Origin of the sequence: Agrococcus versicolor, assembly GCF_039531815.1 — a bacterium.
GTDB classification, from domain to species: Bacteria; Actinomycetota; Actinomycetes; order Actinomycetales; family Microbacteriaceae; genus Agrococcus; species Agrococcus versicolor.
Map to the genome: position 1 here is coordinate 420,098 of NZ_BAAAQT010000001.1, position 21,329 is coordinate 441,426.

General features: G+C 73.6%; 27 protein-coding genes and 1 tRNA gene. 11 read left to right on the plus strand and 17 right to left on the minus strand.

The window, feature by feature from the left end; translation table 11 throughout:
* Positions 1-8: 8 nt before the first annotated feature.
* Complete coding sequence (locus ABD249_RS02030) at positions 9-1,244, minus strand: D-alanyl-D-alanine carboxypeptidase family protein (RefSeq protein WP_344339757.1); 1,236 nt, start codon at positions 1,242-1,244, stop codon at positions 9-11.
* Positions 1,245-1,384: 140 nt separating this feature from the next.
* On the minus strand, positions 1,385-2,362 hold the full coding sequence (locus ABD249_RS02035; protein WP_344339759.1) for an asparaginase: 978 nt from the start codon (positions 2,360-2,362) through the stop codon (positions 1,385-1,387).
* Positions 2,363-2,681: 319 nt separating this feature from the next.
* On the opposite strand from ABD249_RS02035, the gene ABD249_RS02040 reads away from it, so the two are divergent.
* Positions 2,682-2,939, plus strand: a complete 258-nt coding sequence (locus ABD249_RS02040) for a hypothetical protein (RefSeq protein ID WP_344339761.1) — start codon at positions 2,682-2,684, stop codon at positions 2,937-2,939.
* 78 nt (positions 2,940-3,017) lie between these two features.
* Here the strand turns inward: ABD249_RS02040 and ABD249_RS02045 are convergent, their stop codons facing one another.
* From ABD249_RS02045 to ABD249_RS02065, 5 genes are all read right to left on the minus strand, one after another.
* Positions 3,018-3,305 (minus strand): DUF7882 family protein, encoded by a 288-nt coding sequence (locus tag ABD249_RS02045; RefSeq protein ID WP_344339764.1) that lies wholly within the window; start codon positions 3,303-3,305, stop codon positions 3,018-3,020.
* A gap of 127 nt (positions 3,306-3,432) precedes the next feature.
* Positions 3,433-3,711, minus strand: coding sequence for a hypothetical protein (locus ABD249_RS02050; protein WP_344339766.1), 279 nt, complete (start codon positions 3,709-3,711; stop codon positions 3,433-3,435).
* A gap of 44 nt (positions 3,712-3,755) precedes the next feature.
* A complete protein-coding gene (locus ABD249_RS02055) occupies positions 3,756-4,253 on the minus strand; it encodes a MarR family winged helix-turn-helix transcriptional regulator (protein WP_344339768.1) in 498 nt (165 codons plus the stop codon).
* Positions 4,254-4,427: 174 nt separating this feature from the next.
* Entirely contained in the window at positions 4,428-5,741 is a 1,314-nt protein-coding gene (locus tag ABD249_RS02060) for an ice-binding family protein (RefSeq protein WP_344339771.1), read from the minus strand.
* A 178-nt stretch (positions 5,742-5,919) separates the two neighbouring features.
* A complete protein-coding gene (locus ABD249_RS02065) occupies positions 5,920-6,210 on the minus strand; it encodes a DUF7882 family protein (protein WP_344339774.1) in 291 nt (96 codons plus the stop codon).
* A gap of 236 nt (positions 6,211-6,446) precedes the next feature.
* Here ABD249_RS02065 and ABD249_RS02070 point away from each other — a divergent pair, with 236 nt between their 5' ends.
* The 5 genes from ABD249_RS02070 to ABD249_RS02090 all read left to right on the plus strand — a co-directional run bounded on the left by ABD249_RS02070 (position 6,447) and on the right by ABD249_RS02090 (position 9,183).
* On the plus strand, positions 6,447-6,785 hold the full coding sequence (locus ABD249_RS02070) for a DUF7882 family protein (RefSeq protein WP_344339775.1): 339 nt from the start codon (positions 6,447-6,449) through the stop codon (positions 6,783-6,785).
* A gap of 38 nt (positions 6,786-6,823) precedes the next feature.
* On the plus strand, positions 6,824-7,873 hold the full coding sequence (locus tag ABD249_RS02075; RefSeq protein WP_344339778.1) for an enoyl-CoA hydratase/isomerase family protein: 1,050 nt from the start codon (positions 6,824-6,826) through the stop codon (positions 7,871-7,873).
* Positions 7,870-8,640 (plus strand): enoyl-CoA hydratase-related protein, encoded by a 771-nt coding sequence (locus tag ABD249_RS02080; protein WP_344339779.1) that lies wholly within the window; start codon positions 7,870-7,872, stop codon positions 8,638-8,640. Before ABD249_RS02075 ends, ABD249_RS02080 begins: the two co-directional genes overlap by 4 nt.
* A gap of 187 nt (positions 8,641-8,827) precedes the next feature.
* Positions 8,828-9,031, plus strand: a complete 204-nt coding sequence (locus ABD249_RS02085) for a cold-shock protein (RefSeq protein ID WP_344339782.1) — start codon at positions 8,828-8,830, stop codon at positions 9,029-9,031.
* A gap of 79 nt (positions 9,032-9,110) precedes the next feature.
* Positions 9,111-9,183: transfer RNA gene (locus ABD249_RS02090), tRNA-Arg, on the plus strand.
* 279 nt (positions 9,184-9,462) lie between these two features.
* Here ABD249_RS02090 and ABD249_RS02095 read toward each other — a convergent pair.
* Positions 9,463-9,735 carry a hypothetical protein gene (locus ABD249_RS02095; RefSeq protein ID WP_344339783.1) on the minus strand — a complete coding sequence of 91 codons (273 nt, stop codon included), beginning with the start codon at positions 9,733-9,735 and terminating at the stop codon, positions 9,463-9,465.
* A 69-nt stretch (positions 9,736-9,804) separates the two neighbouring features.
* Entirely contained in the window at positions 9,805-10,491 is a 687-nt protein-coding gene (locus ABD249_RS02100) for a TetR/AcrR family transcriptional regulator (protein WP_344339784.1), read from the minus strand.
* A 116-nt stretch (positions 10,492-10,607) separates the two neighbouring features.
* On the opposite strand from ABD249_RS02100, the gene ABD249_RS02105 reads away from it, so the two are divergent.
* The gene (locus tag ABD249_RS02105; RefSeq protein WP_344339786.1) at positions 10,608-11,351 is read left to right on the plus strand and encodes an SDR family oxidoreductase; all 744 of its coding nucleotides are present in this window, start codon (positions 10,608-10,610) and stop codon (positions 11,349-11,351) included.
* A 57-nt stretch (positions 11,352-11,408) separates the two neighbouring features.
* Here ABD249_RS02105 and ABD249_RS02110 read toward each other — a convergent pair whose 3' ends face one another.
* Positions 11,409-12,449, minus strand: coding sequence for an NAD(P)-dependent alcohol dehydrogenase (locus ABD249_RS02110; protein ID WP_344339787.1), 1,041 nt, complete (start codon positions 12,447-12,449; stop codon positions 11,409-11,411).
* 174 nt (positions 12,450-12,623) lie between these two features.
* Here ABD249_RS02110 and ABD249_RS02115 point away from each other — a divergent pair, with 174 nt between their 5' ends.
* Positions 12,624-13,469, plus strand: coding sequence for an HpcH/HpaI aldolase/citrate lyase family protein (locus ABD249_RS02115; RefSeq protein ID WP_344339789.1), 846 nt, complete (start codon positions 12,624-12,626; stop codon positions 13,467-13,469).
* A gap of 4 nt (positions 13,470-13,473) precedes the next feature.
* On the opposite strand, the gene ABD249_RS02120 is transcribed toward ABD249_RS02115, so the two are convergent.
* The gene (locus tag ABD249_RS02120) at positions 13,474-13,893 is read right to left on the minus strand and encodes a VOC family protein (protein WP_344339790.1); all 420 of its coding nucleotides are present in this window, start codon (positions 13,891-13,893) and stop codon (positions 13,474-13,476) included.
* Positions 13,894-13,995: 102 nt separating this feature from the next.
* Between ABD249_RS02120 and ABD249_RS02125 the strand changes: the two genes are divergently transcribed.
* Complete coding sequence (locus ABD249_RS02125; RefSeq protein ID WP_344339793.1) at positions 13,996-14,958, plus strand: helix-turn-helix transcriptional regulator; 963 nt, start codon at positions 13,996-13,998, stop codon at positions 14,956-14,958.
* A gap of 25 nt (positions 14,959-14,983) precedes the next feature.
* Here ABD249_RS02125 and ABD249_RS02130 read toward each other — a convergent pair whose 3' ends face one another.
* Positions 14,984-15,517, minus strand: coding sequence for a VanZ family protein (locus ABD249_RS02130; RefSeq protein ID WP_344339795.1), 534 nt, complete (start codon positions 15,515-15,517; stop codon positions 14,984-14,986).
* A gap of 154 nt (positions 15,518-15,671) precedes the next feature.
* Between ABD249_RS02130 and ABD249_RS02135 the strand changes: the two genes are divergently transcribed.
* Together ABD249_RS02135 and ABD249_RS02140 are read left to right on the plus strand one after the other, a co-directional pair.
* The gene (locus tag ABD249_RS02135) at positions 15,672-16,769 is read left to right on the plus strand and encodes a hypothetical protein (RefSeq protein WP_344339798.1); all 1,098 of its coding nucleotides are present in this window, start codon (positions 15,672-15,674) and stop codon (positions 16,767-16,769) included.
* 84 nt (positions 16,770-16,853) lie between these two features.
* Positions 16,854-17,918 carry an oxidoreductase gene (locus tag ABD249_RS02140; protein ID WP_344339801.1) on the plus strand — a complete coding sequence of 355 codons (1,065 nt, stop codon included), beginning with the start codon at positions 16,854-16,856 and terminating at the stop codon, positions 17,916-17,918.
* A 60-nt stretch (positions 17,919-17,978) separates the two neighbouring features.
* Here ABD249_RS02140 and ABD249_RS02145 read toward each other — a convergent pair whose 3' ends face one another.
* The 5 genes from ABD249_RS02145 to ald all read right to left on the minus strand — a co-directional run bounded on the left by ABD249_RS02145 (position 17,979) and on the right by ald (position 21,258).
* Entirely contained in the window at positions 17,979-18,422 is a 444-nt protein-coding gene (locus tag ABD249_RS02145) for an endonuclease domain-containing protein (RefSeq protein ID WP_344339804.1), read from the minus strand.
* Positions 18,423-18,961: 539 nt separating this feature from the next.
* Positions 18,962-19,306 (minus strand): inorganic diphosphatase, encoded by a 345-nt coding sequence (locus tag ABD249_RS02150; protein ID WP_344339806.1) that lies wholly within the window; start codon positions 19,304-19,306, stop codon positions 18,962-18,964.
* 56 nt (positions 19,307-19,362) lie between these two features.
* Complete coding sequence (locus ABD249_RS02155) at positions 19,363-19,761, minus strand: hypothetical protein (RefSeq protein WP_344339809.1); 399 nt, start codon at positions 19,759-19,761, stop codon at positions 19,363-19,365.
* Positions 19,758-20,072, minus strand: a complete 315-nt coding sequence (locus tag ABD249_RS02160; RefSeq protein ID WP_344339812.1) for a putative quinol monooxygenase — start codon at positions 20,070-20,072, stop codon at positions 19,758-19,760. Before ABD249_RS02160 ends, ABD249_RS02155 begins: the two co-directional genes overlap by 4 nt.
* Positions 20,073-20,151: 79 nt before the next feature.
* The gene (gene ald, locus ABD249_RS02165) at positions 20,152-21,258 is read right to left on the minus strand and encodes an alanine dehydrogenase (protein WP_344339813.1); all 1,107 of its coding nucleotides are present in this window, start codon (positions 21,256-21,258) and stop codon (positions 20,152-20,154) included.
* Positions 21,259-21,329 lie beyond the last annotated feature (71 nt).

Here is a 21,329-nt window from a genome sequence, read left to right on the forward strand (position 1 = left end):
GGTCGCCGCTAGCGTCGCCCGCCGATCGCCCAGCCCAGCACCTCGGGTGCGTGGTCGAGGCGCCAGCCCAGATCCGGGCCCGCGAGGGTGTCGCGGGTGCCGACCGGGACGCGGATCGTCTCGCCTGCGGCGACGACGTCGATCCACCCGGCGGCCTCCTCGCCGACGGCGAGGTCGGGCGGCACCGTCACGCGCAGCTCGACGGCCTGCCCGGGCCACAGGAGCAGCGACGCCGACTCCCTCGCGTGCAGCAGGACGCGTTCACCCCACGGTCCCGCGTAGGTCGCGACGGGCGCGCCCTCGGCGACGAGGTCGGTGATCCTGAGGTTCGCGGCGACGCTCGCGACGAGGCCGGCGATCGCGGCGTCGCGGTCGACCTCGCGAGGCACGCCCAGCAGCGCCGCATGGATGCGCACGTCGACGCCGCCGACGACGACCGTCGCGCCGACGAGCACCGTGCGGCCCGACTCGTCGAGCGACCCGGTCTTGCCGCTGTCGATGCCGGCGATGCCGAGCGCGCCGTTCGTGTTCGAGACGAGGCCGAGCCTCGGCAGGTCGGTCTGCGTCATCCCCGTGATCGCGCGCAGCACGGGGGACGCGTCCACGCGCGCCATGAGGCCCAGGAGCGCGGCGGGCGTGGCGACGTTGCCGGCGCCGATGCCCGAGGCGTCGACGACCGTGATGCCCTCGAGCCCCTCCTCCTGCAGCCAGCGGGTCGCCTCCGCCACGTATGCCTCCTGGCTGCCGAAGGCCCAGTGGGCGAGGCTCATGGAGGCGTTGCCGGCGCTGACGAGCATCGACGCCTCGAGCAACTGTCGTTGCGTGACGACGTCGCCGTCCGCGATCGGCAGCGTCGAGGCGGCGAGCGCGCGCATCTCGCCGAGCGCCGCGACGTCGGGAGCGGTGAGCATGATCGACGGGCCGGAGTCGCCGTCCGCCAGCGGGAAGCGCTCGAGGACGAGCAGGGCGCAGACGAGCTTCGCGATGCTCGCGATCGGCAGCGGCGCGGTCGCGCCATCCGCACCCTCCGCGCCCGCGAGCTGCGGCACGGAGAAGGCGCTCGCGCCGACGCCGACCGGCCACGCGACGTCGGGCGTGCCGGTCGTCGCCACGAGGGAGGAGGTCGTGCCCTCGACGTCGGGAGGCGTCGCCGTCGCGACGACATGGCCGCCCGCGACGCCGGCGACGAGCAGCGCGGCCGTCGCAGAGGCCAGGGCGAGCGCGATGCCGCGTCGACGCCTCATCGAGGCTCCGAACGGGCCGGGAGCCTCGGCGCGGTCCGCATCTGCATGCCGATCTGCTGCCTCACTCGATCCACTGTCCCGGAGTGGCGGCCGGGGCGCCAGGACCTGCGAGTACCGGGCTGTCCCCCGGCTCGTCGCGACTAGCGGACGGGTCGCGTCGCGCTCGGCGCCAGGAGCAGCTCGCCGACGGGCTGGCCTCCGCCGAGGACGGGGGCCGGTCGCTGCACGCCGGACGCGTCGACGCCCAAGGACGCCAGCGCGTCGAGGAGCACGGGCAGGCGTGCTCGCTCGCTGCCGTCGGCGATCTTCAGCGCGACGGCACGTCCGTCCGGCAGCGCCGCGGCGTACACGCCCTCCGCGCCGTCCTTCGCGAGCAGCCCCGGCACGTGCAGCATGAGGTCGGTGACGTCGCGGCCGTCGCCGCCCACCATGTCGGGATGTGCGCGCATCGCGTCCGCGACGCGTCGCTCGGGCGTGCCCTCGGGCGAGGAGACGATGCGCGCGAAGGCCCGGGCGAGACCCGCGAGGGAGATGGCCCACAGCGGCGTCCCGCAGCCGTCCGCGGTCGAGGCGTCGGGCTCCTCGCTCGACAGCTCGGCGACGGCGACGCGGATCGCCAGTTGCAGCGGATGCTGCGGCAGCAGGTAGCCCTCGAGGTCCCAGCCGTTGACGGCGCAGGTCGCGAGCATCGCCGCGTGCTTGCCCGAGCAGTTCTGCGCGATGCGCGTGCGCTCGCCGCCCTCCCGCAGCCAGGCCTCGCGCTCCGCGGCACCCAGCGGCAGGTCGACGGCGTTGCGCAGGGCTTCCTCGGGCACGCCGTGGATGGCGAGGATCGCGCGCGCACCCTCGCGGTGCATCGCTGCGCCGGAGTGGCTGGCGCCCGCGAGGGCAAGCAGGCGCGGCGGCAGGTCGAGACCCGCGCGGACCATGGCGGTCGCCTGCAGCGGCTTGAGCGACGAGCGGGGGTAGACGGGCGTCGCGGCATCGCCGTGGACGAGGGCCGACCGGCCAGACGCGTCGATCGCGACGACCGACCCGTGGTGCACGCTCTCGACGATCGCTCCTCGCGTCACGTGGACGAGCGGCACGTGGCGAGGAGGCTCGGGGTGGGTGCGCATGGGGCTCCTTCCTCGGCGTGGCAGCATCCGTCGCTGCGAGCGCCGACTGCAGCATCGCAGGACCGCTGCGGACGACGCGAACATGCCCGCCCAGGCCCGGCGCATGCACGCTGTGCGGATCGCGCTTCTGCGACAGAAGCATCTGCTCGAGGATGCGGGATGCTGAGCGAGCGGACGCAGCCATGGGTCCGCTCGACATCCGCGATCCACCTGCTTCGAGCCTCTCGGCCTGGACCTGGCTGAGTCTGGTGCGGAGCACGGGGGTGCACATGGCAAGCGATGGGCTCGACGTCGGCGGGACCGACGGATGGGGGCTGTCATGGAGCTGGGATCGTACGCGTCGCATCTGCTGCCACCGCAGATCGCCCGGGCGTTCAGGGTGACGACCGCCGGCGACCTCGCCGACGAGCTGGGCGCGCAGGGCGAGGTGACGCCGGCGCTCGCCAGGGAGGCCGAGGCGGCCTACGACGCCTACCTGCGCGGCGACGTCATCATCGCCCGCACCTTCCTCGTCGCTCGGCTCGGCCTCAGCGAACGGGCGGCCCACGATGCGCTCCGTCGGCTCGCGCAGGCCTGACGGCTCAGGACGCGGCTGCGCGTGCTCGCCCATTCGATGCAGCGTCGGCGACACCGACCGCGCTGACGGTGCACGGCATCAGGCCCACTGCGAGACGCGGATCGTGACCCCCTCGTCCGATCGCGCGTAGGCCGTCATGAGGTCAAGGTGCAGCGGGTCCGTGCCGCTCGGCGCTTCGCCGTCGAACTGGAACCGCATCGGTGCCTCGGGGTGCACCCAGAGCGAGTCGCGTCCGTCGTGCTCGTGCTGGAACGACAGGAGGAAGGGCGTGCCTCGACGGAGCATGACCGCGACGAGATCCTGCAGCAGCGCGAGATCGGCGTCGTCGATCCGCTTCCGCTCGTGCCCGTACTCGAACGTCCCCATCCCCGCCCTCTCTCGCATCGCGTGGAGGCAAGTATCGGAGGACGTGCGCGGGCAGCCGTAGCCCCTTGCGCTCGCGGACGAGGAGCGTCAGACGGCGTGGACTCGGCGCCCTGCGGCGGGCTCGCTCCTAGCTGCCGACGATCGAGAAGACGTCGGGCAGGCCACGCAGCAGGAGCGCCGGCTTGCCGTCGTCCTGCTGCTGCTCGGTCAGCAGGGTGTCGTCGGGCGGCAGCGTCCAGAGCCGGTCCGCCGCATCCCAGTCCTCGGCCGAGAGCCGCACGCCGTCCTGCGCCTCGGCGGCGACGTTGCGCTCCACATGCCGGCGCCACATCTCGGCGGCCTCCTCGCTCGAATGGGTGCCGTGCACGCTCAGCCCCTGCTTCGACCACTGCAGGTACGTCTCCATCGATCGCTCCTCGCTCTTCTGTCGGGCGCCGTATGGCGGCGCTGTCACTCGTCCGGCGTCGGCGTGCTGCTCGCGTCCGAGCCCGCTCGGTCCACGATGTCGCGCAGGTTCTCGAGGAAGTCGCGCACGATCTCGGCCTCGTGGTCGCTCAGCTCGGCGACCGCGCGGCGGATGCTGTCCGTGAGCGGGTCCTGACCATCGATGTGGTCGTTGCGGTTCATCGGCACGAGCAGCTTGCGACGGCCGTCGCTCGTGTGCACGCGCGTGACGATGATGCCGTCCGCGACCAGCCGGGTCGCGAGCGCCGTGACGGCCGACTGCGAGATGCCGAGATGGTCGGCGAGCTCCTTCGGCGACGCAGGGTCGCCGTCGTCCGCGCGCTCGAAGATGTAGCGGACGGCCGCGCGATCGCGCGGCGCGAGCGTCGACTGCCGCTGATGGCGTCGCTCCAGGCGCGCCTCCGCGAGCCGCAGCTCCTCCAGGGATTGGGCGACGCCGTGGACGCCGATCTCGTCCGTGCTCGCCAGCTCGGGCCTCGCCACCGTGCTCCTTCTCGACCGAGGAGTCGCAGTGCTCCACCGTGGGGCGGCGGATCGCGCCCCTCGGAGATCATGCAGCATCGGACTCGGGGATGGTTCCGACCGCGAACTACCTGACGGTCGAACGGCGTCCGCCGCGTCGCGATGCGACACGGCGGACGCCGCAGGCGCCCCGGCTCAGCTGCTGCGGATCGCCGACGTCGGACGGCCCCTGCGCGAGGCGACGACGAGACCGGCGACGACGAGCATCAGCGCGAGCGCGAGGCCTGCGAGCATGCCGATCGGCGAGGTACCGGTCTGCGGCAGCTGCCCACGGGTGCTGCTGTCGTCGCCGTCGCCTCCGCCACCGCCACCGGGGACGCCGGCGCCGGGTGCCGTGGCCGTCGGTGCGGGTGCGGTCGGCTGGCCGGGCGTCGACGGCGGCGCGGACGCATCCGGAGGCGTCACCGGAGGCGAGCTCACCGGCGGGGCTGCGGTGATCGTGACGGTGTAGGTCTCGGAGTCGTCGTCCGAGTCCGGGTTGTCGGCGACGACGGTGAACGTCGTGGCGCCGGGAGTCGTCGGGATGCCGGAGATCACGCCGGTCGTGGTGTCGATCGTGAGCCCGAGGGGCAGGGCGCCCTCGACGGTGTACGTCGGTGCGGGCGTGCCGTCGGCTGTGACGGTGAAGGAGTAGGGCGTGCCGACCGTGCCGTCCGGCGGTGCGGGCGAGGTGATGCTCGGCACCGTGGTCTCGGAGACCGTGCCCGTCGTCGGGCAGGACGCGGGCACCTGGATCGTGTTCGTGTCGAGCACGACCGAGCCGCTCAGGGCGAGCAGTCGGCCCTGCACGTCGGCCCCGGTGACGAGCGTGATGTCCGACTCGGCGATCACGGTGCCGACGAAGTCCGCGCTGCTGCCGATGGTGGCCGACGAGCCGACCTGCCACAGCACGTTGCACGCGCTGGCGCCGCCCGTGAAGAGCATCGTGCTGTTCGAGTTGATCGTCAGCGCGCTCTCGACCTGCATGACCCAGACGGACCGGTCCGAGCCGGCGAACGTCAGGTCGCCGCCGACGGCGAGGTCGACCGCGCCGCCGGCGTACGTGCCCGGCGAGAGCGTGAGCCCGTCCAGCTGGGTGATGACGACGCCCGTGTCCGTCGGCGTGAGGCTCGCGGCGGAGTTGAACGCCTGTCGCGCGTGGCCGTTGGCGGTGACGGCGTCCGAGCCGAAGACCTGCTCGCCCTCGAGCGTCAGCCCCTGACCGTCGAAGCCGGTCACGGACGACGGGCCGTTGGCGCTGAGGCCGACGTCGCCCGAGATGACCGACGGGCCGGTGTTCGAGATCGACTGCGATGCGAGGATCGCGAACCGCTCGGCCGTGAGCAACGGCACGGGGCCGTCGATCACGGTGTCGGCGGAGGCGGGTGCCGCTGCCGACAGGAGGATCGCCGACGCTGCTGCCAGCGCGATGCCCCCTCGGACGAGACGGGCGGAGTGCGTGCGGGCCATGCGGCCACCTGACTGCGAAGAGGAGGCACTGTGGCGTCCGTCGAGATGACGAGCGCGTGTGTTCCCCGTTGGGCCTAGCACACCGTACGGGTGACGTCCGCACCATGCCTTGCGCACGGGGGACATGTGTGCAGCCGGGAGCAGCCGGCACCGGTGCCGACCGGTGCCGATCTCCCGATCAGACCGCGCGGAGGTGCAGCCCCGCCGTCGAGGACGCCTGCTGGATCATGTGCTCGAGACGCGTGCGATCCGTCGGCGCCGCCTCCTTGCGGTCGAACGCGAAGCGCAGGTCGGCGTGCTCGTGGATCCAGAAGGCGACGGTCGGCTCGAGCGCATCCGTCGACTCGACCGTGAGCAGGAAGGGCTCGGCGCGGCGCAGCTTGTTCACGATCACGACCTCGAGGTGCTCCAGGTCGTCGTCGTCCAGGCGTGCCGTCGTGCCGTCGTCGCCGTAGTGCAGGCGTCCCATGTCGCTCCTCGTCGTCACCAGACATCTCATCGGTCCTGCGGTGGGTGAGCAACGGGGTTGCGGGAGGGCCCCGCGGACCCGTCCGCGAGGAGGCGAGTGAGGATGATTCGTCGTTCGCTCGTCTGACGAACTGGTCGATGCCTAGCCTGGCGAACTAGTTGCATCGCAGCAACGGCTTCCTTGACGGTTCCCACTGAATTATCTGAAAGTCGGTGGTAGTTCGTAGGATGAGCAGCATGGGCCACCTCACCTACGCCGGATCGACGCAGTACGAGATCGAAGACCGCATGCTCGCGCACGTCAAGGCGGTCGTGGCGGCGAAGCTGCGCCGCCAGGAGTCGTTCCTGCTCTCGTGGGCGGTCGATGCCAACGCGGGCTCGGGCCGTGTCTCCATCTGGATGTCGCCGTCCATCCCGCTCGAGTTCCGCTTCGCTGGGTCGCGGGTGCCGCAGCTCAACGGCGTCTGGCTCGAGGCGCTCATGGAGATGGCCAACTCGACGCGCGGCCTCGTGCTCGTGAGCGAGCAGGAGGCCGAGCAGATCACCGCCGGCAAGCAGCAGGCCCCGATCCTCTGACCCCTGGCGCCGCGCCTCGCGGTCGGTAGCGTGGGCGCATGAGCGAAGACGTCGTCGTCGAGCGCCGCGGTCGCGTCGGGGTCATCACCCTCGATCGGCCGGCGGCCATGAACGCCCTCACGCACGCGATGGTCCTCGGGGTGCTCGACGCGCTCGACGCATGGCGTGACGACGATGGCGTCGCCACCGTGGTCATCCGCGGCGCCGGCGAGCGCGGCCTGTGCGCCGGGGGCGACGTCGTCGGCCTCCGCAGGGCCATCCTCGACGGCGACGACGAGGGCCCGCTGCGGTTCTTCCGCGACGAGTACCGCATGGATGCCGCCGTCGCGCGCTTCCCGAAGCCCGTCGTGTCGCTGATGGACGGCGTCGTCCTCGGTGGCGGCATCGGCATCGGCGGTCATGCCTCGCATCGCGTCGTCACCGAGCGCAGCCGGGTCGGCTTCCCCGAGGTCACGATCGGCTTCGCGCCCGACGTCGGCGCCTCCTGGCTGCTCTCGCGGCCCGCAGCCGGCCGCGTCGGAGCGTGGATGGCGCTCACGGGCCAGCCCGTCGGGCCCGCCGCCGCGATCCGGGCGGGTCTCGCCGACCACCACATCCCCTCGCACCGCCTCGACGAGCTGCTCGCATCGCTCGAGGAGCACGACCCGGATGCGGCGCTCGCCGCGCTCGCGACCGAGCCCGCCGGCGGTGCGGGCGACGACGTGCCCGTGGCCTTCGACGCGCCGACGGTCGAGGGCGTGCTCGCCGCGCTCGACGCCGGCGGCGACGCCGACCGCGAGACCGCCGCCCTCATCCGCACCAAGTCGCCCACCGGGCTCCGGGTCGCGGCCGAGGCGCGCCGACGCGGCGCCGACCTGCCGAGCCTCGAGGCCGCCCTCGCCCAGGAGCTGCGCATCGTCGCGCACGCGATCGGCACGCACGACCTCGCCGAGGGCATCCGCGCCCAGCTCGTCGACAAGGATCGCGACCCTCGCTGGCAGCCGGCGACCCTCGCCGACGTCGACGACGCGCTCGTCGACGCCTACTTCTCGCCGCCGCCCGGCGGCGACCTCGACCTTCCCCTGCCGATCGTGAGGAGCATCCCGTGACCGAGACCATCCGCGTCGAGACCCGAGGCCGCGTCGGCTGGATCACGCTCGACCGCCCCGAGGCCCTCAACGCCCTCAACGCGCAGATCATGCGCGAGATCGTCGAGGCCGCGACGGCCTTCGACGCCGACACGGGCATCGGCGCCATCGTGCTCACCGGGTCCGCGAAGGCCTTCGCCGCCGGCGCCGACATCAAGGAGATGGAGTCGAAGACGGGCACAGACTGGCTCGTCGACGACCCCTTCGGCCTGTGGCCGCGGTTCGCCGCCGTCCGCACGCCCGTCATCGCCGCGGTCTCGGGCTACGCGCTCGGCGGGGGCTGCGAGCTCGCGATGATGTGCGACCTCATCGTCGCCGCCGACTCCGCGCGCTTCGGGCAGCCCGAGGTCAACCTCGGCGTCATCCCCGGCATCGGCGGCACCCAGCGGCTCGTGCGCGCCGTCGGGTTCTACAAGGCGGCCGACATGGTGCTCACCGGTCGGCTCATCGGCGCCGAGGAGGCCGAGCGCGCGGGGCTCGTCTCGCGCGTCGTGCCCGCCGACGACCTGCTCGACGAGGTCGCCGCCATCGCCGACGGCATCGCCGCGAAGTCGCTGCCGAGCCTCTACGCGGCGAAGGCGGCGCTCGACGCCGCGCTCGAGACGTCGCTCGCCGAGGGCCTCCGCTTCGAGCGCCACGCCTTCGCCGCGCAGTTCGACACGCACGACCAGAAGGAGGGCATGGCCGCCTTCCGCGAGAAGCGGGACCCGGACTTCAGGCACCGCTGACGGCCGGCGGCCGTCGCTCGCGCGCGTGTCCGAGACCGTTATGAGATCGGCATCGACCTCGCTCGAACTCGCGACATGGCTTCGCTACCGTGAGAGCACGCCGAGCGGGGGACAGGGGCTGCCCGCCGCCCGGCCGACGGCGAAGGCCGTGCATCGGACGCAGCGCCACGGCAGGACAGGGAGACTCATGGCCACTGGGACCGTGAGGTGGTTCGACTCGGGCAAGGGCTACGGCTTCATCACCCCGGACGACGGCAGCGCAGACCTCTTCGCGCACTACTCGCAGATCAACTCGTCGGGCTTCAAGACGCTCGACGAGGACCAGAAGGTGCAGTTCGAGGTGACGCAGGGCCAGAAGGGTCCGCAGGCCTCCGACATCACCCCGCTGTGATCGCGGCGTGGCTCGCGCCACGCCGATTCGCGCCGAGGGGCCGTGGTCACGTATGCTTGTCCACGGCCTTCGAGGCCATGCGCCCGTAGCTCAACGGATAGAGCATCTGACTACGGATCAGAAGGTTGGGGGTTCGAATCCCTCCGGGCGCGCACTGTGTTGAGACAGTGGAAGGCCACCTGCGAGAGCAGGTGGCCTTCCTGGTCTCCGCGGGTCTCGGCTCCGTGCCCGCTGTGCCGATCGAGGCAAGGCATCATGCCGTGCGTCCACCGTGGGTGACATGGGGAGTTCTGCCCATCGCCAACGTCGGGGGTTCGCCGTAGCGTGATGGTGCGGCCTTGAGGGGCTTGCGAACCGGTCGCTCGCGAGAGCACCGATCGAAGGGGTCGACCTGGCCGTCGGCCCCTTCCGCATGCCCGCCGGCCGGTACGTCAGTCGCGCTCGCTGCGCTCCACGGCCTCGTCGAGCTCGCGCGGGCCGTCGAGCTCCGACGTGACCGGGCCGTCGAGCGCCGACCGCACGGGGCCGCCCACCGCGGCCGTCGCGAACTGCATGGGGCCGTCGGCCTCGGGCTCGCCGATGCCGGGGGCGGTGGGGTCGGTGGGCTGCTCGACGTCGGGAGCCTCGGGCGCCGGCTCGGCCGTGTCCGGCTCGATCGGCATGTCGGGGTCGGACGGCGTCTGCTGCGGGGTCGATTCGCTCATGCCTCCACGCTCCTCCCGTGCGCGGGCGAGCGCGACCCCGTTGCGTCCCGCGATGCGCAAGGGGGGGCGTCAGCGTGCGTCGGCGACGCGTCGCAGCAGCTCGGCGGCGAGCGCGCGCTCGCCCGGCGTGAGCACGCCGCCGAGGTCGTCGAGCGATCCGAGCAGGCTCGCGGCCCACGCCGACGTCGTGGGCTCCTCCGCCCGATCGCCCGTGATCGCGGCGAGCACGCTCTCGAGCATGCGGCTCGACAGGGTCGCATCGCGCTCCTCGGGCGGCGTGGCGATGAGCTGCAGCGTCAGTCCCGTGCCGGCCGCCTGCACCATGGCCACCGCGGTCGGCACGCTGACGACGAGTCGACCGGCCGCGGCGATGCGTGCGACGAGCATCGTCAGGCGCTCGTGGCCGGCGCGCGCCGCGTCGGTCTCGTGCTCGGGATCCGGGCGACCGTACATGAGCAGGTAGTGCGCGGGATGCTCGAGCCCGAATCGCACATGGATCTCGTGGCCGACGCGCAGGTCGGCGACGGGGTCGTCGGTGAGGGCCATCGCGTGCTTCCGCCCGAGGTAGTCGGTGAAGCCCGCGGCGGCCACGGCGTCGAGCAGCCCCGCCATGTCGCCGAAGAGGCGGTAGATCGTGGGCGGCTGCACCCCGGCGGCGGTGCTCACGGCTCGCGTGGTGACGGCGTCGCGGCCGCCGGCGTCGAGGAGGGCTCCTGCGGCGTCGAGGATGCGGGTGCGGGTGTCGACGGGCGCCATGTGCACGATGCTAACCGAATCGCGGTATCGGCTTGCACGACAATCGCTCGTCGCATACCGTTATCGACGGTAACGCGAAGCCGAGATCAGCGCTTTGCCAGGACGAAGGAGCACCCATGCGCATCCCCGGCAGCACCATCCTCATCGCAGGCGGCACCTCGGGCATCGGCCTGGCGCTCGCGCTGCGACTGCGCGAGGCGGGCGCGACGGTCGTCGTCGCGGGCCGCCGGCGCGACCGGCTCGACGCCATCCGCGACGAGCACGGCATCGACGGCCTCGTGGTCGACGTCACCGACCCCACCTCCATCGCCACCCTCGCCGCAGACGCCGTGGCGGCGCATCCGGACCTCGACGCGCTCGTGACCATGTCCGGGATCATGGAGCTCGAGCGGATCGGCGAGCCCGGAGCGCTCGACGTCGCCGAGCGCACGATCGCCACGAACCTGCTCGGCACGATCCGGCTCGTCGAGGCCTTCCTGGCGCACCTGCGCACCCGACCTGCAGCCACGATCCTCACCGTCACCTCCGGGCTCGCCTACGTGCCGCTCGCGGCGACGCCCACCTACTCGGCCACGAAGGCGGGCGTGCACGCCTACACGGAGGCGCTGCGCGAGCAGCTGCGCGAGACGAGCGTGCAGGTCGTCGAGATCGCCCCGCCGCTCACCAGGACGCGGCTGCGCGGCGAGGGGACCGACAACGACCACGCGCTGCCGCTCGAGGACTTCGTGGCGGAGGTGGTCGACATCCTCCAGACGCAGCCGGATGCGCCGCAGGTGCTCGTCGAGCGCGTGCGCCGTCAGCGGTTCGCCGCCGCCGACGGCACCTACGACGAGGTGTTCGCGGCGCAGAGCGGTCGCTGACCTCGCCCGGACACGACGATGCCCCGGCCGCGTGGCCGGGGCATCGTCGTGCTGCGATCAGATCGTGGCGGCGTCGATCACGAAGCGGTAGCGCACGTCGCTCGAGAGCACGCGCTCGTAGGCCTCGTTGATCTGGTCGGCGTCGATGAGCTCGATCTCGGGCGCGATGCCGTGCTCGGCGCAGAAGTCGAGCATCTCCTGCGTCTCGCGGATGCCGCCGATGCCGGAGCCGGCGAACGAGCGACGCGCTGCGAAGAGCGAGAAGACCTGGACGGGCAGCGGCTGCGGCGGGGCGCCGACGCTCACGAGGGTGCCGTTGCGGCGCAGCAGGCCCAGGTACGCGTCGAGGTCGATGACGGCGCTCACCGTGTTGACGATGAGGTCGAAGCTGTTCGCGAGCGTCTCGAACGTCGCCTCGTCCTTCGTCGCGTGGTGCGCGGAGGCGCCGAAGCGCAGGCTGTCGTCCTGCTTGCTCGTCGTCTGCGAGAGCACCGTGACCTCGGCGCCCATGGCGGCGGCGATCTTCACGGCCATGTGGCCGAGGCCACCCATGCCGACGACGGCGACCTTGACGCCGGGGCCGGCCTTCCAGTGGTGCAGCGGCGAGTAGGTCGTGATGCCGGCGCACAGCAGCGGCGCGGCCGCCTCGTACGGGATCGACTCGGGCACGCGCAGCACGAAGTCGGCGTCGACCACGACGTGGGTCGAGTAGCCGCCCTGCGTGACGGTGCCGTCGCGGTCGACGGCCGCGTACGTGCCGACGTTGCCCTTCAGGCAGTAGTTCTCCTCGCCCGCGAGGCAGTTCTCGCACTCGCGGCACGAGTTCACCATGCAGCCGACGCCGACGCGGTCGCCCACGGCGTGGTTCGCGACGTCGGAGCCGACCTCGGCGACGACGCCCACGATCTCGTGGCCGACGACCTGCGGGTAGGCGATGTCGCCCCACTCGCCGCGCACGGTGTGGATGTCGGAGTGGCAGATGCCGGCGTAGGCGATCTCGATGAGCACGTCGTTCGCGCCGACGTCGCGGCGCTCGATGGTGGTCTTGACGAGGGGGTCGGTGGCGGACGTGGCCGCGTAGGCGTCGACGGTGCGCATGGTGGTCTCCAATGGATCTCGGATGCGGTCGCCGGCCGGGCTCGGGGCGTGGTGCGCCCTCGTGCTCCCTGGCCGACCCCTCCATCAGAGCAGGCTCGCCATGGCGGCGGGAGGCCCTGTCGGTACCGGGTAGCCTGTGCACTCTCGATCGCGGCCGCCGATACGATGCGTCGCATGAGCGTGGAGCATCCGATCACCTGGCTCTACGTGCCCGGCGATCGCCCCGAGCGGTTCGAGAAGGCGGCGACGAGCGGGGCCGACGTCGTGATCGTCGACCTCGAGGATGCCGTCCGCGACGATCGCAAGGATGCCGCCCGCGAGGCGGTGCTCGCGGCCGCGCCGACGCTGGCCCAGACGCCCGCGGCCTTCCACGTGCGGGTCAACCGCCTCGGCTCTCCCCGCTCCGACGACGACCTGCGGGCGCTCGCCGATGCCGCGGGCCTCGCGGGCGTGCGACTGCCGAAGGTGGAGGGCGCCGCCGACGTCGACCGGGCCGCGGCGCTCCTCGGCGACGCCGACGTGCCGCTCTACGCGCTCGTCGAGTCGGCGCGCGGCCTCCTGCGGCTCGACGAGATCGCCGCGCATCCGCGCATCCACGGCATCGCGCTCGGCGAGCAGGACCTGCTCACCGAGACGCGCATCTCCGCGCGCGCCGCCATCGACCAGATCCGCGTGACCACGGTGCTCGCGGCGCTCGCCCACGACCTCCCGGCGCCGCCCATGTCCGTCTACCCGAGGCTCGACGACGAGGACGGCCTCGTCCGCAGCTGCCGCGACGGTGCGGCGCTCGGCATGCGCGGCCGCACGGCGCTGCACCCGAGGCAGCTCGCCCCGATCCTCGCCGCCTTCACGCCGACGCAGGACGAGATCGCATGGGCCACGCGCGTCGAGGCGGCGTGGTCGGCGCCGGAGGCTGCCGGCCGCGGCGCGATCGCGCTCGACGGCGGCGAGTTCGTCGACGCGCCCGTGGCCGAGCGGGCCCGACGCATCCTGGCGGACGCGCGGGCCGCCCGGCCGTAGCGGCTCAGCCCCAGGCGACCTCGAGGTCGAGCACCCAGGTGACGCCGAACCGGTCCTGCAGCATGCCGGAGAGCGGCGACCACTGCGACGCGGCGAGCGGCACGATGACGTCGCCGCCGTCGACGAGTCGCTCCCACGCGGATGCGAGCTCGTCGGCGTCCGTGCCTCGTGCCGAGACGAACGCGGGCGTGATGCCGGGATCGTAGGGACGCTCGGCGGGGACGTCGAAGACCATGACGCGGAAGCCCGACGGCGCCGTGACGATGCCGTAGCCGACGAGGTCGGCCTCCGCAGGGTCGGTGGTGCCGTACGACTGCGCGTGCGTCACGATGACGAGCTCGCCCTCGAACGCGTCGCGGTAGTGCTCGAGGGCGGCACGGGCGGTGCCGCGGAAGTTGAGGTGCGGGGTGACGGTGATGGACACGATGGGCTCCGTTCGTCGCGGAGCAGGGTGCCCCGTCGATGCGTTCCACGATGTCGGCATTAGCGGTCAGATCGTGACCGCTACTACGACGTATCATCGAGCATGTCCTCGCCGACCGATCGTCTGCTGCAGCTGCTCTCGCTGCTGCAGACGCGGCGCGACTGGTCGGGTGCGACGTTGCGCGACCGGCTCGACGTGAGCGCCCGCACCGTGCGGCGCGACGTCGATCGCCTGCGCGCGATGGGCTACCGCATCCATGCCACGAAGGGCCCGGACGGCGGCTACCGGCTCGAGGCCGGCGCCGAGCTGCCGCCCATGCGCTTCGACGACGGCCAGGCCGTCGCGCTCGCGGTGGCCCTGCGCACCGCGTCGGTCTCGGGCGTCGTCGCCGAGGACGCGCTGCGGGCGCTCGCGACCGTGCGGCAGGTGCTGCCCGTGCACCTGCGCCACCGCGTCGACGGACTCGAGGTGTCGTCGCTCGCACCCGCGGGTGCGGTCGCCGTCGATCCGGAGGTGCTGCTCGCCGTCGCGGCGGCCGACCGCGCGGGGGAGGTGCTGCGCATCGTCTACGACGGTCGAGCGGGTCCGTCGTGGCGCATCGAGCCGCACGGGGTCGTCGCCGCGAACGGGCGGTGGTACCTCGTGGCCTTCGACCCGGACCGCGATCGCTGGCGCCTCCTGCGCGTCGACCGCATCGCGCCGCTGCCGGCGACGGGCGTGCGCTTCGCTCGCCGCGAGGTGCCGGGAGGCGATGCGCGGTCGTTCGTGCTCGCGCGGTCGCGCGGTGCGACGGAGGGTACGGCGTGGCCGTGCCGGGGCTCGGTGGTGCTCGCCCTGCCGGCCGCGCGCGTCCGTCCGTTCGCGAGCGACGGCGACGGCGTCGTCGAGGAGCTCGCCGCCCAGGGCGACGCTCCGGCGACGCGGCTCACGATGGGCTCGTGGTCGTGGCTGGCGCTCGCCGCCTCCTTCGCGCGCTTCGATGCATCGATGTCGTCGGTCGAGCCGCCCGAGCTCGTCGACGGGTTCCGCAGGCTCGCCCGGCAGGCTGCGGACGCGGCGGGCTGACGGCGACGTCGCCGACCGCCGCGGGCTAGCGGTGCGAGACGGGCTCGGTGTCGACGCGGACGGTGCGATCGTCGTCGACGGCCGTGCGCCGCTGCCACCGCGCGAGCCCGAGGCCGATGGCGGCGAGCGTCGCGCCGATGACCGAGCCGGCCGTGTTCGCGATCCAGTCGCTCGTGTCGCACGAGCGACCGATCGGCGTGACGACGGCCTGCACGAGCTCGATGCCGAGGGAGAGGCCGACGCCTGCGGCGAGCGCGCGCAGCGGCCGGGCCGTCGCCACGGCGAGCAGGAGCACGAACGGCACGAAGAGCAGCACGTTCGCGAGGGGCTCGGCGGCGGTGAGCTGCGGGCTCCAGTCGATGGCGCAGCCGATCGTCATCGAGCGCCGCGTCGGCGAGAGCGTGAGCAGCAGGATCGGGACGGCGGCGAGCACGGCGAGCGCGCTGGCGACGCGTCGTCGTGGGGCGAGCCACCACGCGACCAGGGGCCCGAGGATCGCGAAGGCCGCGAGCACCGTCATGCCCGCCGACGCCGAGGGGATGAGCATCGCGGCGATCACGCGGCGCGGCGGACGGTGGAGGGCATCCGAGGAGCGTAGACGCGGATCCCGTGGGCTTCCCATGCGTCGGCCATGCGCGGCGGCGCTGCACATGCCTCGCGGCCGCGCCGCCGAGTAGCGTCGAGCCTGCGCGGGGAGGTCGATCGTGGCGAGGATGCCCGACTTCGAGATGCCGGAGAGCACCGGCGCGCTCGACGTGCCCGCGCCTCCCTCCGCGGCGGCTCGCGCGCCTGCGGCCGAGGATGCGTTCGCGACCGCCGATGCGGCGATGCGCGCGCCGGCGGCGAGCGACGCCGCGACCTCCGCTGCGATCGTCGACCCGACCCTGCCTCCGCCTCCGGCGTCTGGCCGCGAGCGCGCGCGAGCGACGATGCGGCGCCTCCGCCTGCCTGCGCTCGCCTTCGCGGTGGGCGTCGTCGTGGCCGCGGCCGGCGTGGTCGCGATCGACTCGGTGCGGGATGCGACGGCGCGCGACGACGTCGCGCAGACGCTCGACGCCTACCTCGCGACCGTCGAGTCCGGCGCGCCAGCCAGCGGCGGGCTCGTCGCCGCGCTCGACGAGGCCGTCGCCTCGACCGCGCTCGTCGCGGCGGCGGTGGTCGCGGCGGGTCCGGCGGCGGTCGACTGCGACGAGCCGCGCCTGGGCGCTGACGTCGCGATCGTCGACTGCTCGGTGCGCGTCGAGCGACGGTCGGAGCCGGCGCGCCTCGTGCTCGAGCGCGTCGGCGACGCATGGTCGGTCACGCAGGGCCTCGCGGTGCCCGTGCGGCTGCAGCCGGGCACCCTGCTCGTCGAGGAGGTCGCGGGCGAGCCCGTCGAGACGGCGATCACCCGGGGCGAGCGCGCGGTCTGGCTCCTGCCCGGCCGCTACGACGTCGCCGTCCGCTCGCCGGCGCAGCTCGTCGTCGCGAACCTCGACGGCCTCGTCGTCACGGCGTCGTCCGGCAGCGTCCGGTGGACGAGCGACACGACGCCGCAGCTGGACGCGGACGTCGAGGCGAGCGCGCTCGCGTTCGTCCGCGGCTGCGCGGTCGCGCCCGCGGAGGGCTGCCCTGCCTTGCAGCAGCGCGACGCGGCCGACCCGTTCCAGGTCTTCGCCATCGACGGGCGGCTGCGACCGGGCGATCCCTACGCCCTGACGTTCGAGGTCAGCATCCGCCGCCCGATCGAGCAGCCCGAGGAGTTCGTCGTCGTGACGGTGCGCGTCGACTTCGGCGAGGGGCTCGACCGGTACGAGGTCGCGGCCGGCTGACGCCCCGGACGCGCGTCCGGCGCAGGCGGGGAATGCGCGAGCGCCTGGTGCGCTGGACCAGGTGGACCGAACACGAGGAGCTCCATGCCGTCGATCACCGACCCCATGACCATCCGCGGGCTGACCCTGCGCAACCGCATCTGGATCGCGCCGATGTGCATGTACTCGGTCGATGCGCTGGACGGCGTCCCCACGGCGTGGCACCGCGTGCACTACGGCGCCCTCGCCTCCGGCGGCACGGGCCTGCTGGTCGTCGAGGCGTCCGCCGTCGTCCCCGAGGGGCGCATCTCGCGGCAGGACACCGGCATCTGGAGCGACGAGCAGCGCGACGCGTGGCGCCCCATCGTCGACTTCGCGCACGAGCGCGGCGCGGCGATCGGCATCCAGCTCGCGCACGCGGGTGCGAAGTCCTCCACGCGCCCCGCCTTCGGGCCCGACGCGGGCTCCGGCTCGCTCGCGATCGCCGATGGCGGGTGGCAGACGGTGTCGTCGTCGGCCGGATCCGTCATGGGGCTCGCCGACGCACGTGCGCTGAGCGTCGACGAGGCCCGCGACGTCGTCGACGCGTTCGTCGCCGGCGCGGTGCGCGCCGCGGACGCGGGCTTCGACCTCGTCGAGGTGCACGGCGCCCACGGCTACCTGCTGCACCAGTTCCTCTCGCCGCTGTGGAACACGCGCGACGACGAGCTGGGCGGCGACCTCGACGGCAGGGCCACGCTCCTGCTCGAGGTCGTGCGGGCCATCCGCGCCGCGCTGCCGACGATGCCCATCGTCGTGCGCCTCTCTGCGACCGACTGGACCGAGGGCGGCCTCACGGCCGACGACGCCGCGACCATCTCGACCTGGGCGCAGGAGGCGGGCGCCGACCTCGTCGACGCCTCCTCGGGCGGCCTCGTGCGTGCCGCGATCCCCGTCGGCCCCGGCTACCAGGCCCACCTCGCGCAGCACATCGCGGCCGCAGCGGTGCCGGCCTCGGCCGTCGGCCTCATCGAGACGGGCGAGCAGGCGCAGGCGATCGTCGACTCCGGCGTCGACGCCGTGCGCGTCGCGCGCGCCGCGCTGCGCGACCCGCACCTGCCGATCCGCTGGGCCCGCGAGCTCGGCGTCGAGGTCGACTGGGCACCTGCGCAGTACGCGCGCGCCTATTGAGCGACGGCGAGATGCGCGCCTGAGCGGGCAGCCGCGGCCCATGCGACCGTGACGACCCGCTCAGGCGCGCATCTCGCCGCGCGCTCGGTGCGCCCGGCGTCGCACGAGCGACAGGAGGTCGGCCTCGACGGCATCCCAGTCGTCGACGATCTGCCCGTACGTCAGGCGGACGACGGTGAAGCCGAGGGTCGTGAGCCGACGGTCGCGGGCGCGATCGGCGGCCTGCGCGGCCCACGTCGCATGGTGCTCGCCGCCGTCGCACTCGACGACGAGGACGTCGCCGACCAGCAGGTCGACGCGCATGTCCTCGATCCGCACCTGGGTGCGCACGCGCACGTTCCGGCTCCGCAGCCGCAGGCGGACCATGCTCTCGAGGCCCGACTCGGCGACGTCGACCCGATCGAGGGCTCGCCGCATCCGCGCCGGCGCCGTGGCCGACCACGTCTCGAGCTCATCGCGGGTCGCGAGCCGCAGGTGCAGGAGCGAGTCGGCGACGACCGTCACGTCCTCTGGCTCGCCGCATCGCAGCAGGCACCGGAACGCGGTGGCGACGTCGTCGATCGCGCGATCGACCGGCGGCATCGCACCATGCGGGAGGCAGCCTCCACGTCCGGAGGTGCGCGCACGTCGGCTGCGGCGCACGTGGCCGCGGCCGAGCCGCTCCGGCACCCAGGCTCCATGGAGCCGCAGGGCATCCGCGCACGAGAGGCACCCGCCGGCGCGCACGGCGACGACCACCCGAGGGTGCGCATCCCGGCGCGCCAGCCATCCCGGCCGCAGGCGGACGAGGGTGCCCGCCCTGGTCGCCGAGGCGATCGCATGGCTCGTCCAGCCGAGGCCGACCAGGCGTGCGGTCGGCACCACGCCGTGGCGTCGCTCCAGGTCGTCGTCGGTCACGCCGAGAGGATGCCTCACGCCCGCGGCGCGAGCCGCCGGGCATCTCGGCCCCCGGGATGGTCGGCGAGATGTGCGCCTGTGCGGGACGCCGTGCTCGCGGGAGGCCTGCTGCGGCCCTGCCGAGCACATCTCGCCGGCCCGGCGGCTCAGGGCTGGCGCAGCACCACGATCGCGCCGACGTCGAGGCGGTCGACGGCGAGCGCGCGGATGGCGTCGACCTCGGCGGGGGAGCAGTCGAGCAGCACCTTGACCTCGGCGTCGCGCTTGCCGAGGTCGACCGAGATCGTCACGCCCACGACGCCCGTGCCCTCGGCCGAGCCGCGGAACACGTCGATGCCGTCGCCGTCGCCCGAGGTCGTGCCGTCGAGGTAGCCGTAGTCGACCGGGTAGACGACGTCGTCGTGCACGGGGTGCGTCGAGCCCTTCGCCCGGTCGATCACGATGGGGCAGGACTCGACGAGCACGTCGAGGGTCGCGAAGAGGTCGGCCATGCGTCCATGCTGGCACGGTGCTCCGGCATGCCGAGCGGGCTTGCGCCGGCCTCGCCTCAGCGCAGGAGATCCTCGAAGGGCGCGAGCGGGACGACGCCGTCGGCCGCGGCTGCGAGCGCGTCGTCGTCGGTGACGAGCGCGTCGGCCTGCAGCCGCGCGACGGCGAGGTGCTCGGCGTCGCCGATCTCGGCACGGCCCTGCTCGCGCGCGATCGACCACGCCGTGGACCGCGAGACGCGATCGCCGAGCAGGCGCACGCGGATGGCGGTCACGCGCTCGAGCATCGCCTTCGCCTCGGCCTCCGACCGCGTGCCCGCGCGCACGTCGCGATAGAGGATCGCCATCGCGTCGCTGCGCAGGGATCCGCGCCCGACGAGCGCGTGGCCGTCGGCGAGCGGCCGCTCGGACTCCGCGAGACGGACGAGCGTGCCGCCGTCGATGGCGAAGCGGGTCACGCGATGCCGACGCCGTCGAGCGGCGACCCGACGACGTCGAAGCGGAAGCCGCCCATCTCGCCCGACAGCAGCGGCATCGCCTCCTCGATCGCGGCGCGCACCGAGGGGAGCCCGAGCGAGGCGTGATGCGACGCGGCGTCGACCCAGAGCTCGACGACGAGCACGGCGTCGGGATGCTCGTCCGAGACGCCGACGTCGTAGCGCAGGCATCCGGCGGCCGCGAGGTCGGCGCTCGGGCGCGTGAGGATGGCGACGAGCTCGTCGCGTCGGCCGGGGAGGGCGCCGAGGCTGCCCACGTTCGCGAAGGTCATGCGCCGAGGCTAGCCGCGGCCACCGACGCGCCGGTACGCCCGGGAGCCCGCAGGACGTGCCGCGGGCCCGCGCCCATCGTCAGGCGAGCGCCGGCACGGCCTCGACGCCGAGCGCCGTGGCGACGCCCTGGTTCGTGATGGCGCCCGCGTGCACGTTCACGCCCCGCGCGAGGGCTCCGTCGGCCCGTGCCGCAGCCTCCCAGCCGAGGTCGGCGATGCGCAGCACGTAGGGCAGCGTCGCGTTCGTGAGCGCGCGCGTCGAGGTCTCGGGCACGGCGCCGGGGATGTTCGCGACGCACGAGTACAGCGCGTCGTGCACGGCGAAGACGGGATCGGCGTGCGTCGTCGGGCGCGATCCCTCGAAGCAGCCGCCCTGGTCGATCGCGATGTCGACGAGCACCGAGCCCGGCCGCATCGTGGCGACCATCGCATCCGTCACGAGCTTCGGTGCCGCGGCGCCGGGCACGAGCACCGAGCCGATGACGAGGTCGGCGTCGGCGACCTGGTCGGCGATCTCGAGCCGCGACGAGTGACGCGTCTGGATGGTCGTGCCGAACGACGCCTCGAGCTGTCGCAGGCGGGGGAGCGAGAGGTCGATGACCGTGACGTCCGCGCCGAGGCCGACGGCGTTGCGCGCGGCGTGCTCGCCCGCGACGCCGCCGCCGATGACGACGACCTTCGCCCGACGCGTGCCGGGGACGCCGCCGAGGAGGATGCCGCGCCCGCCCGCAGGACCCATGAGGTGGTGCGCGCCCATGACGATCGACAGCCGGCCGGCGACCTCGCTCATGGGGGCGAGCAGCGGCAGCGAGCGGTCGTCGAGCTGCACGGTCTCGTAGGCGATGGCGGTGGTGCCGGCGGCGACGAGCGCGTGCGCCGTGTCGGCCGCGGCGGCGAGGTGCAGGTACGTGAAGACCACCTGGCCCTCGCGCATGCGGGCGAACTCCGGCTCGATGGGCTCCTTGACCTTGAGCAGCAGGTCGCCGCGCTGCCACGCCTCGTCGGCGTCGGCGGCGATGCGCGCGCCGGCGGCGACGTACGCCTCGTCGGGGATGCGCGAGCCGACCCCGGCGCCCTGCTCGATCCAGACCTCGTGGCCGTGCGCGACGAGGGCGTCGACGCCCGCGGGCGTGATGGCGACGCGCTGCTCGCTGGGCTTGATCTCGGCGGGGACGGCGATGCGCATGGTGAACCTCTCGTCGAACCGGCCGCGGCGCTGCTGCCGGTGCCACCAGCATGGGAGGAAGTGGCGCGAGA

Bases quoted from the DNA above. Each gene is read 5' to 3' on its own strand.
- ABD249_RS02065 (WP_344339774.1), bottom strand. From the start codon at position 6,210: ATGGGACGCCTGCACTACGGCGACGACGGCACGACGGCACGCCTGGAC.
- ABD249_RS02140 (WP_344339801.1), top strand. From the start codon at position 16,854: ATGCCGTCGATCACCGACCCCATGACCATCCGCGGGCTGACCCTGCGC.
- ABD249_RS02095 (WP_344339783.1), bottom strand. From the start codon at position 9,735: ATGAGCGAATCGACCCCGCAGCAGACGCCGTCCGACCCCGACATGCCG.
- ABD249_RS02115 (WP_344339789.1), top strand. From the start codon at position 12,624: ATGAGCGTGGAGCATCCGATCACCTGGCTCTACGTGCCCGGCGATCGC.
- ABD249_RS02100 (WP_344339784.1), bottom strand. From the start codon at position 10,491: ATGGCGCCCGTCGACACCCGCACCCGCATCCTCGACGCCGCAGGAGCC.
- ABD249_RS02075 (WP_344339778.1), top strand. From the start codon at position 6,824: ATGAGCGAAGACGTCGTCGTCGAGCGCCGCGGTCGCGTCGGGGTCATC.
- ABD249_RS02160 (WP_344339812.1), bottom strand. From the start codon at position 20,072: ATGACCTTCGCGAACGTGGGCAGCCTCGGCGCCCTCCCCGGCCGACGC.
- ABD249_RS02045 (WP_344339764.1), bottom strand. From the start codon at position 3,305: ATGGGGACGTTCGAGTACGGGCACGAGCGGAAGCGGATCGACGACGCC.
- ABD249_RS02125 (WP_344339793.1), top strand. From the start codon at position 13,996: ATGTCCTCGCCGACCGATCGTCTGCTGCAGCTGCTCTCGCTGCTGCAG.
- ABD249_RS02040 (WP_344339761.1), top strand. From the start codon at position 2,682: ATGGAGCTGGGATCGTACGCGTCGCATCTGCTGCCACCGCAGATCGCC.
- ABD249_RS02150 (WP_344339806.1), bottom strand. From the start codon at position 19,306: ATGGCCGACCTCTTCGCGACCCTCGACGTGCTCGTCGAGTCCTGCCCC.
- ABD249_RS02050 (WP_344339766.1), bottom strand. From the start codon at position 3,711: ATGGAGACGTACCTGCAGTGGTCGAAGCAGGGGCTGAGCGTGCACGGC.
- ABD249_RS02105 (WP_344339786.1), top strand. From the start codon at position 10,608: ATGCGCATCCCCGGCAGCACCATCCTCATCGCAGGCGGCACCTCGGGC.
- ABD249_RS02060 (WP_344339771.1), bottom strand. From the start codon at position 5,741: ATGGCCCGCACGCACTCCGCCCGTCTCGTCCGAGGGGGCATCGCGCTG.
- ABD249_RS02035 (WP_344339759.1), bottom strand. From the start codon at position 2,362: ATGCGCACCCACCCCGAGCCTCCTCGCCACGTGCCGCTCGTCCACGTG.
- ABD249_RS02135 (WP_344339798.1), top strand. From the start codon at position 15,672: ATGCCCGACTTCGAGATGCCGGAGAGCACCGGCGCGCTCGACGTGCCC.
- ABD249_RS02030 (WP_344339757.1), bottom strand. From the start codon at position 1,244: ATGAGGCGTCGACGCGGCATCGCGCTCGCCCTGGCCTCTGCGACGGCC.
- ABD249_RS02070 (WP_344339775.1), top strand. From the start codon at position 6,447: ATGGGCCACCTCACCTACGCCGGATCGACGCAGTACGAGATCGAAGAC.
- ald (WP_344339813.1), bottom strand. From the start codon at position 21,258: ATGCGCATCGCCGTCCCCGCCGAGATCAAGCCCAGCGAGCAGCGCGTC.
- ABD249_RS02085 (WP_344339782.1), top strand. From the start codon at position 8,828: ATGGCCACTGGGACCGTGAGGTGGTTCGACTCGGGCAAGGGCTACGGC.
- ABD249_RS02110 (WP_344339787.1), bottom strand. From the start codon at position 12,449: ATGCGCACCGTCGACGCCTACGCGGCCACGTCCGCCACCGACCCCCTC.